At 53.3% G+C, this 7,160-nt stretch carries 5 protein-coding genes; all 5 read right to left on the bottom strand.

What is annotated here, in order from left to right:
• Positions 1-131: 131 nt before the first annotated feature.
• The 5 genes from DNH61_RS24120 to DNH61_RS24100 all read right to left on the bottom strand — a co-directional run bounded on the left by DNH61_RS24120 (position 132) and on the right by DNH61_RS24100 (position 7,029).
• Positions 132-1,583: an IS1182 family transposase gene (locus DNH61_RS24120; RefSeq protein WP_111145368.1), complete on the bottom strand. Its 1,452-nt coding sequence runs from the start codon at positions 1,581-1,583 to the stop codon at positions 132-134.
• A gap of 161 nt (positions 1,584-1,744) precedes the next feature.
• Complete coding sequence (locus tag DNH61_RS24115) at positions 1,745-4,051, bottom strand: thiamine pyrophosphate-dependent enzyme (protein WP_111149371.1); 2,307 nt, start codon at positions 4,049-4,051, stop codon at positions 1,745-1,747.
• A 45-nt stretch (positions 4,052-4,096) separates the two neighbouring features.
• Positions 4,097-5,098, bottom strand: coding sequence for a 2-oxoacid:acceptor oxidoreductase family protein (locus DNH61_RS24110; RefSeq protein ID WP_111149370.1), 1,002 nt, complete (start codon positions 5,096-5,098; stop codon positions 4,097-4,099).
• 126 nt (positions 5,099-5,224) lie between these two features.
• Positions 5,225-6,283, bottom strand: a complete 1,059-nt coding sequence (locus tag DNH61_RS24105) for a phosphotransferase (RefSeq protein WP_111149369.1) — start codon at positions 6,281-6,283, stop codon at positions 5,225-5,227.
• Positions 6,280-7,029, bottom strand: coding sequence for an SDR family NAD(P)-dependent oxidoreductase (locus DNH61_RS24100; protein WP_111149368.1), 750 nt, complete (start codon positions 7,027-7,029; stop codon positions 6,280-6,282). Before DNH61_RS24100 ends, DNH61_RS24105 begins: the two co-directional genes overlap by 4 nt.
• Positions 7,030-7,160 lie beyond the last annotated feature (131 nt).

Here is a 7,160-nt window from a genome sequence, read left to right as displayed (position 1 = left end):
GGAGGGCACTGAAAAACCAAGCAATTTTCTTCACGCGGCCACATTTAGGTGTACAAAGAAGGCATCTGTCCGAAAATTCGGTGCAGATGCCTTCTTCTTTAATCTGTTTGTCTGGGATTTACGAGGCATCCTCAGTCCGCTAACTTCAATATCCGTTTGAGGTTTACGGCAAATATGGTCATAGCCCCTTGCAGCTGCATGCCAAGCAGACCCGAGGATGTGGCGACATCAAACCCGTGTCTATGTTTAAGTTCACTATTCTTTGCTTCAATCTTGTAGCGTTCCTTGGCTTTTGCTTTGAAATACTCTGTCTCTTGAAAGGCCATCTGTTCGGCGTGTTCATCAGATTTCAGGCTGACAGAGTAGGTTTTTGTCTTTGCTCCCTCTTTGTAGCAGCCTTCCCTGAGCGGGCAGCGCTTGCAGCGCTCGACATCGAAGTAGTAAGTATCCACCTGATTTTTGCCTACACCTTTCTTGCCTTGCCGAGCTTTGCGGACTGCCATATGCCCTGCCGTGCAGACATACATGCTGGCATCTTTGTTGAACAGAAATTCGTCTTCTTTCTTTCGGTTCCCCTGCGTAATGAGCGGGTTGAGTTTCGACACGAGCGCAATCTCGTTGCTCTTGGCATAGACCAGGTTGTCCTTCTCGGAATAGGCGGCATCGCCGATGACGGTGCTCACCTGCATGCCGGCCGCTTGGCTTTTCTCAATCAGGGTTTGTAATTGCTTGCCGTCATTCTTCTCGCCAGTCGTAATCACCGCTGCCGTAATAATTCTTTCTTCAGTCAAGGCCAGATGCGTTTTGTAACCGAAGAAGGCGGAGTCTGCACTCTTGTGGCCTATGCGTGCATCCGGATCTGCCGCCAGACGAAGCTGCTCGACATCATCGTCCACGGTCTCTTTCAGGAGATTCAGAGGTTCCGTAATCTTCGGCAGCTGCGCAATTCCTGACTCTGTCTCGACGAAGGCAATAAGTTTGTTACAGTAGGCAATTTCATCTTCCAGCACATCGTTTGTGTTCTTGGCCGGCATGCGGACTTTAACCGTTTCGTCCACAGCATACACGGCCTTCCGCAGCTTCTTGGCCCGATCTTGCAGGATTTCACGCGGCGATTTCTGGTTGTAGCGTGCTTTCGTGTGGGTGGCGTCTACGATAATGGACTTGCTCTTCAGGATTCCCTTCTCGATGGCAAGCTCTACTGTCTTGCCGATCAGCATGTCCAGCAGGTTCATGTCCTTCAAGCGCAGCTTGCGGAACTTCGTCAGGGAACTGGACTCAATGATCGGATCTTCCGGCGCCATATCTAGAAAGAACTTGAACGAAAGGTCGTACCGTGAACGTTCCACAATGTCTACATCTGACAGCTCGAAGATCGCCTTGAGTAGCAGATATTTAAACATACGGATCGGATCTATGGCATTTCGACCGTTGTTCTGACAGTACTTGTCTTTCAGTTCCTCGTATATAAACGCGAAGTCCACCAATTCGTTGATCTGACGCAGCATATTGTCTTTGGGGATCAACATATCGTACAGCTTGGCATATGGACTAAGCATCAACGTTTGTTGCTGCCGAATCATTCGCTCACCCGCTCTCTGTGATACCTTAATTATAAACGAGAAAAGGTACAGTCTCCTCAATTTCTTGAGTGTGACTGTACCTTTTCTATAAAACGGACTTTTTCAGTGCCCTCCATAGCAGGGCGGGTTTTCTATTGCTGTTTATTTTACCATGTTAACGATTATAAATCCGGATGCTCATGTCTCGCCTTCAGCCGCCGCCAGCGGCGTTCCACCTCTGTCTCGAATGCCTTCAAGGTGTCCGCATGCTCCGGCTTGGTCAGATGCCTGGTCTTGCCCATATGCTTCAGCCAGTCAGCAAGCGGTATCCGCTTGTTCTTGTCCTCAGGATCATAGGTAATGGCTGTAATCCCATGCTCCACCTCGTAGAGCGGGAAGAAGCAGCTGTTAACCGCCTGATCAATCAAAGTCTGGCCAATCTGCTCCTCGGAGAGCCAGTTGAGCGGGCAGGCAATGAGCAGCTTGCCGTATACCAGGCCTTCATGCTGGGCATAGTACTGGGCTTTCGCCGCCTTCTTAAGCAGATCCTGGGGTGCGGACTCCGCCCCGGTAAATACATAAGGGATATTCGTCGCAGCCATGATCTGCGCCGTATCCTTATGCTGGAAAGCCTTGCCCCCCTGCTGTGCGCCAACATTCGAAGTGGAGGTCCGATGACCGATGGGGGTGGAATAAGACAGCTGGGCTCCTGTATTCATATAGCCTTCATTGTCATATTCCAGAATGATCATCCGATGATTGCGGAGCGCAGAACCGATGGCTGAACCCATGCCAATATCCATGCCGCCGTCGCCTGTTACCATTACGAAGGTAAAGTCATCCTTCAGGCCCAGACCATCCAGCTCGCCCCGCCGTTTGCGTTCCCAGAACATCTCCACGACCCCAGACAATGTAGCCGCACCATTCTGGAACAGGTTATGAATGTAGGTTGCCTTGTGCGACGAATATGGAAAGCCGGTCGTGACCACCATTGCACAGCCGGTCTGGTACAGCGCAACAATATCTCCTTCAATCCCCTTGAAGAACAGCTCAAGTCCAGAGAATATCCCGCAGCCCGGGCATGCGCCATGGCCCGGAGCCAGCCGTTTCGGCTTATTAGTCAACTGACGGACCGGCGGCACCTTCACCTTCAGCCTGCCGCTCTCTTCTTCAGTGCTGACTGTAATAAGGCCGGTATTCAGATCTTCCGGCCTCAAGGGTTCCAGCAGCCGCTTTGGCGCCTTCTCCCAATTCCCTGCCGTGTGTCCATAATAGTCAAAGGGGCGTTCCACATAGCCGCTCTTCGCCGCATCCATCGCCAGCTTGAAGAACTCATGACCATCCTCGGCGTAGAAGTCCTTGCCTCCCAATCCGTATACCCGGCTGATAACGAGTGTGGTACGGTTGCCGTGCGTAAAGAGAGCTGCTTTAATTTCATGCGTCATGTTGCCGCCATGCCCCCCGTAGGAGTCAGCGCGGTCTCCTACGGTTACAGCCTTGACGTTACGGAGCGCCTCGGCAATCTCCTTCTCAGGAAAAGGACGAATCATATTGGGCGCGATGGACCCCGCCTTAATGCCGCGGGCGCGCAGCTGATCCACGACATCCTTCATAATCTCGGAGGCGGAATTCATCATGAACACCGCGACCTCGGCATCGTCCATCCGGTACAGATCAAGGACCGGGTAATCGCGGCCGGTAAGCATCCGGTATTCACGGCGGATACGGTCGAACACTTCACCGGCTTTATACATGGCAACTGACTGCTGATAGCAGTTGTTAATATAGTCCGGCTCATTCATATAAGGCCCGACGGTTATCGGATTGTTCCGGTCCAGCACATGAGCGAAGCCCAGCGGCGGCTGTTCACCGACAAACCGCTGCACATCCTCACGGCTCGCGAACGTCTGTACCCGGCGCTTCTGATGGGAAGTGAAGAAGCCGTCAGAGGCAACCAGAACAGGAAGTCTGACCTCGGGATCTTCAGCCAGCTTGAGCGCGATCAGATTCATATCATAGACAGCCTGAGGGTCCCGGCACATCAGAACCGGCCAGCCGGTATTCAGCGCGTAGTAGAGATCGGAATGATCGCCGTGAATGTTGAGCGGCCCGGATACCGAGCGGCACACCAGGTTCATCACCATCGGAAACCGGGTTCCCGATTGAACCGGCATCTGCTCCAGCATGTATAAATAGCCGTTCGAGCTTGTTGCGTTGAAGACTCGTCCGCCGGCTGCAGAAGCCCCGTAGCAGATGCCTGCGGAGCTGTGCTCCCCATCAGACGGAATAAGCTTGATATCATGCTTGCCTGCCGCCTTCATAAGATCCAGATACTGCGCTACTTCTGTTGAAGGCGATATCGGAAAGTAACCCATGACATGATAATTAATCTGCTGAGCGGCATAAGCCGCCATCTCGTTGCCTGATTCATAAACCATCCGCTGCTCCACGGTCCCTGCCGAAACCTCGCGTTCAATCTCCATGGCCATATGACCCACCCCGTTTCCTCATTATGCCTGCCAATTGAATCCGCCTCATGCGTAACGAAACCGCTGCAATGTCCGGTTCGCAAGCGCGTAGTCCCCGACTTCACGCCGGGAGCTCAGTGCATCTGTCGGACAGGCTGTTACACATTTGAGGCAGCCCTTGCAGTATTGGTAGTCGATCCCCTGCAGGAACATCTGCGGCCGGCCCTTCTTGTCCGGCTGCTCCTTCCAGACGAAGCAGAGGTCCGGACAGGCGGTATCACAAGCTGCACAGTGAATACAAGCGGAAGCATCAAAATGCGGAAGCATGCCTTGGCGGGATATGCTCAAATCCTTAAACAGACTGTTCCCAGGGTTCGTAATCATGCCGCCAAGCGGCAGCGTATTATAGCCAAGAACCGGAATATCCCATCTTACCGGCTCAGGCATCGCCTCACCTGCCGCGAGCGAGAAGACGGTCGTGGTCACCTCGTCGTAGCCCCTGTTAAAGGTACGCAGAGCAGCCTCCACCGCTTGCGGGTATTTTTTCTCGAGCGATTTGCGGATGATGCCCCGCATATGGTCCGCATCGAGAAAGGAGCAGAGCCTGAACAAAGCCCCCAGCATGGCCATGTTCACCTTGTTGCGCTCTTCCAGGGCGATCCCCGTCGCATCAACAACAGCCATGCGGCCGGCTGCCAGCTTCAGATTCTCCTTTAGCTGAGCAGCAGCTTGGGCACTATTGACCAGCACAATGCTGTCCGGATAAGCGCCGCTTACAACATTAACTGTCTTGGCCAGATTCTCGTGAAAGACAGCCACAATATGCGGACGCTCAACCGGAGTCGTATCCCTGATGTTGACGTCCAATTCACAGAAACGGATATGCGCCTTAACAGGCGACCCCTTCTTCTCCGATCCGTAAGAAGAAAAGCTCACCCCATTGTATCCGCTTCCAACAACACCTGCTTCAGCCAGCATTTTACCGGCCAGGTTGGCGCCCAGCCCGCCGATCGATTCCAGTCTGATTTCGAAGAAACCAAGCTCATTCGTTACAGGCAGCTTTGTCATGATACAACTCCTTTACTGGAACATGTATCAATATAGAAACGATGATTGTTCCACCTAATTGGTAATTTTCTCCTCAAGAGTATACCAACCACAGTCGGCATACCCTATGGAAAAAATCACAGACAATCACCGTAAACACTGCTCCAGCAGCCTGTCCAGCTGCTTCCTGTGGCTCTCAACCCAGCGGAACACAGCCCCTGCCTTCCAGGTTTGCTCCGTCCATACAGAGAGCCCATCGATATTATTCGACAGCCTTACGGCAAAATGCAGCCAGACATCTGCCATTCTCAGCTTGATAAGATCAGGCAGACACCGCAGCTCGGCACCTGTAAATCTGCGGGCAGAACCAACGCCCTCCACGAACAGTTTGATCTTCTCTAGAGGGTCTCCGCTCTTCTTCTCCCCGATAAAATCGAGCATCGGAATTGCGGCTTCCATGACGGCCGTGTCGCGAGTGGCAAATTCAAAGTCAAGAATGCCGGTTATATTGTTCCCGTCCGCAACGGCATTCGTGAAATTTACATCACCGTGAATCCACTGCTCGGGAAGCTGCTTGATGTCTGGAAGCTGCTGCTTAAGCCGCTCCACCTCGGCGCAGACATATTCGACTTCACTTCGAACACTGCTTGCAAGCCCTCTGGTCTCAGCGAGGTTGATTAATGTATCCGCTGTCCAGTCAGCATAACTGTCCGCCAGCTCATAGTAAGGCTCGTACACCGGCCTGCTGTCCGTCCTGATATCCAACATCGCCAGCGACAGAAGACCGACAGCCCTTCCGAGTCCCGCCACATGGGAAAAGCAGTCCGGGTTCGGCCGCTCACCGTCTATAAACTCGTACAGCGCAGCCAGCTTGCCTTCCGGTGACCGAGTTACTGTCGAACCGATGCTGTTCATAACAGGCACAGGGACCTTAAGAGGGAAGGTGCCGCTAAGCGCACTTAATATGTCATGCTCCAGCTGCACCTTACCTGCATCGCTATGATTCTCATATACGCGGAGCACATAGCGCTTGTCACCGGCAAAGATCATCCGGGTCGTATTGTTCATCCCGCTTTCCCGGTGTTCACAGCGCCAAGGCTCCCGCCAGTTATACTGCTGTAGAAAGACGGCGAACCGATCCTGCTCCTGGCAGGTCTGGCCGCCGTCCAGCTGCTTGCTCTCCATCTCTCGCTCGCCCGCCTTCATGTTTCGTAAATCATCTTCCTGGTCATGCCGCCGTCTACAATTAAATCGGTTCCTGTTACAAAATCATTGCCCGGGTCCGTTAAATACAAGCAGGCCCGCGCGATATCAGCTGGTCTGCCGACCCTGCCAGCCGGATGCTGACTATGATCGACTTCCCGCAGCGCTTCGTAATCCTCAATCTCAATCCAGCCGGGGCTAATCGAGTTGACCCTGATCCCGTCTTGACCAAGGGAGGCTGCCAGGGCATGGGTGAGAGCCGAAATACCGCCCTTCGACGCTGCATAAGCTTCCGTGTCAGGTTCTGACATGATAGCGCGTGTAGAGGATATATTGACGATTGATCCGCTCGCACCTGCTCTCCTCAATCTTGCTGCCGTTTCCTTGGCGCACAGGAATGCCGCCCGCAGATTCACATTCAGCACACTGTCCCATTCGGCCACCGTCAAATCCGTCAGCGGCTTCGTGATCCCGAAGCCTGCATTATTAATAAGCGTATTGACTAACCAGCCCTGCTTGTCCAGCTCCAGAAACAACTCTTCTATGTCCTCAGGCCGCTGCAGATCGGCCGGTAAGACCATAAACTCGAAAGCCTGACCATGCCTCATGATCTTCTGTTCCAGCCCTGCACACAGGTCCTCAAGATCGGTAGCGGCTACACGCCAGCCGGCCTGTATATAGGCTTCCACAAGCACGGAGCCGATGCCGCCGGCGGCGCCTGTGATCAGCACAGTTCCCTTGCCAGTCATTCCCGCATTCCTCCCTCTTCCTTCGTCGTTCCTTTGTCATTTACTTGACCATATTATAAGCGGCCCGGAACCTGCTGGCAAACCGGCACAGCTCTATAACGTGCCTTCAGCTTCCATCAGCTTCTGTCGAG

The organism is Paenibacillus sambharensis (genome assembly GCF_003233845.1).
Lineage (GTDB): Bacteria > Bacillota > Bacilli > Paenibacillales > Paenibacillaceae > Paenibacillus_I > Paenibacillus_I sambharensis.
This window is presented reverse-complemented; position numbering and strand designations above follow the sequence as displayed.

Excerpts from the sequence above, each read along its gene's own strand:
- DNH61_RS24100 (WP_111149368.1), bottom strand. The coding sequence starts at position 7,029 with ATGACTGGCAAGGGAACTGTGCTGATCACAGGCGCCGCCGGCGGCATC.
- DNH61_RS24105 (WP_111149369.1), bottom strand. The coding sequence starts at position 6,283 with ATGAAGGCGGGCGAGCGAGAGATGGAGAGCAAGCAGCTGGACGGCGGC.
- DNH61_RS24120 (WP_111145368.1), bottom strand. The coding sequence starts at position 1,583 with ATGATTCGGCAGCAACAAACGTTGATGCTTAGTCCATATGCCAAGCTG.
- DNH61_RS24110 (WP_111149370.1), bottom strand. The coding sequence starts at position 5,098 with ATGACAAAGCTGCCTGTAACGAATGAGCTTGGTTTCTTCGAAATCAGA.
- DNH61_RS24115 (WP_111149371.1), bottom strand. The coding sequence starts at position 4,051 with ATGGCCATGGAGATTGAACGCGAGGTTTCGGCAGGGACCGTGGAGCAG.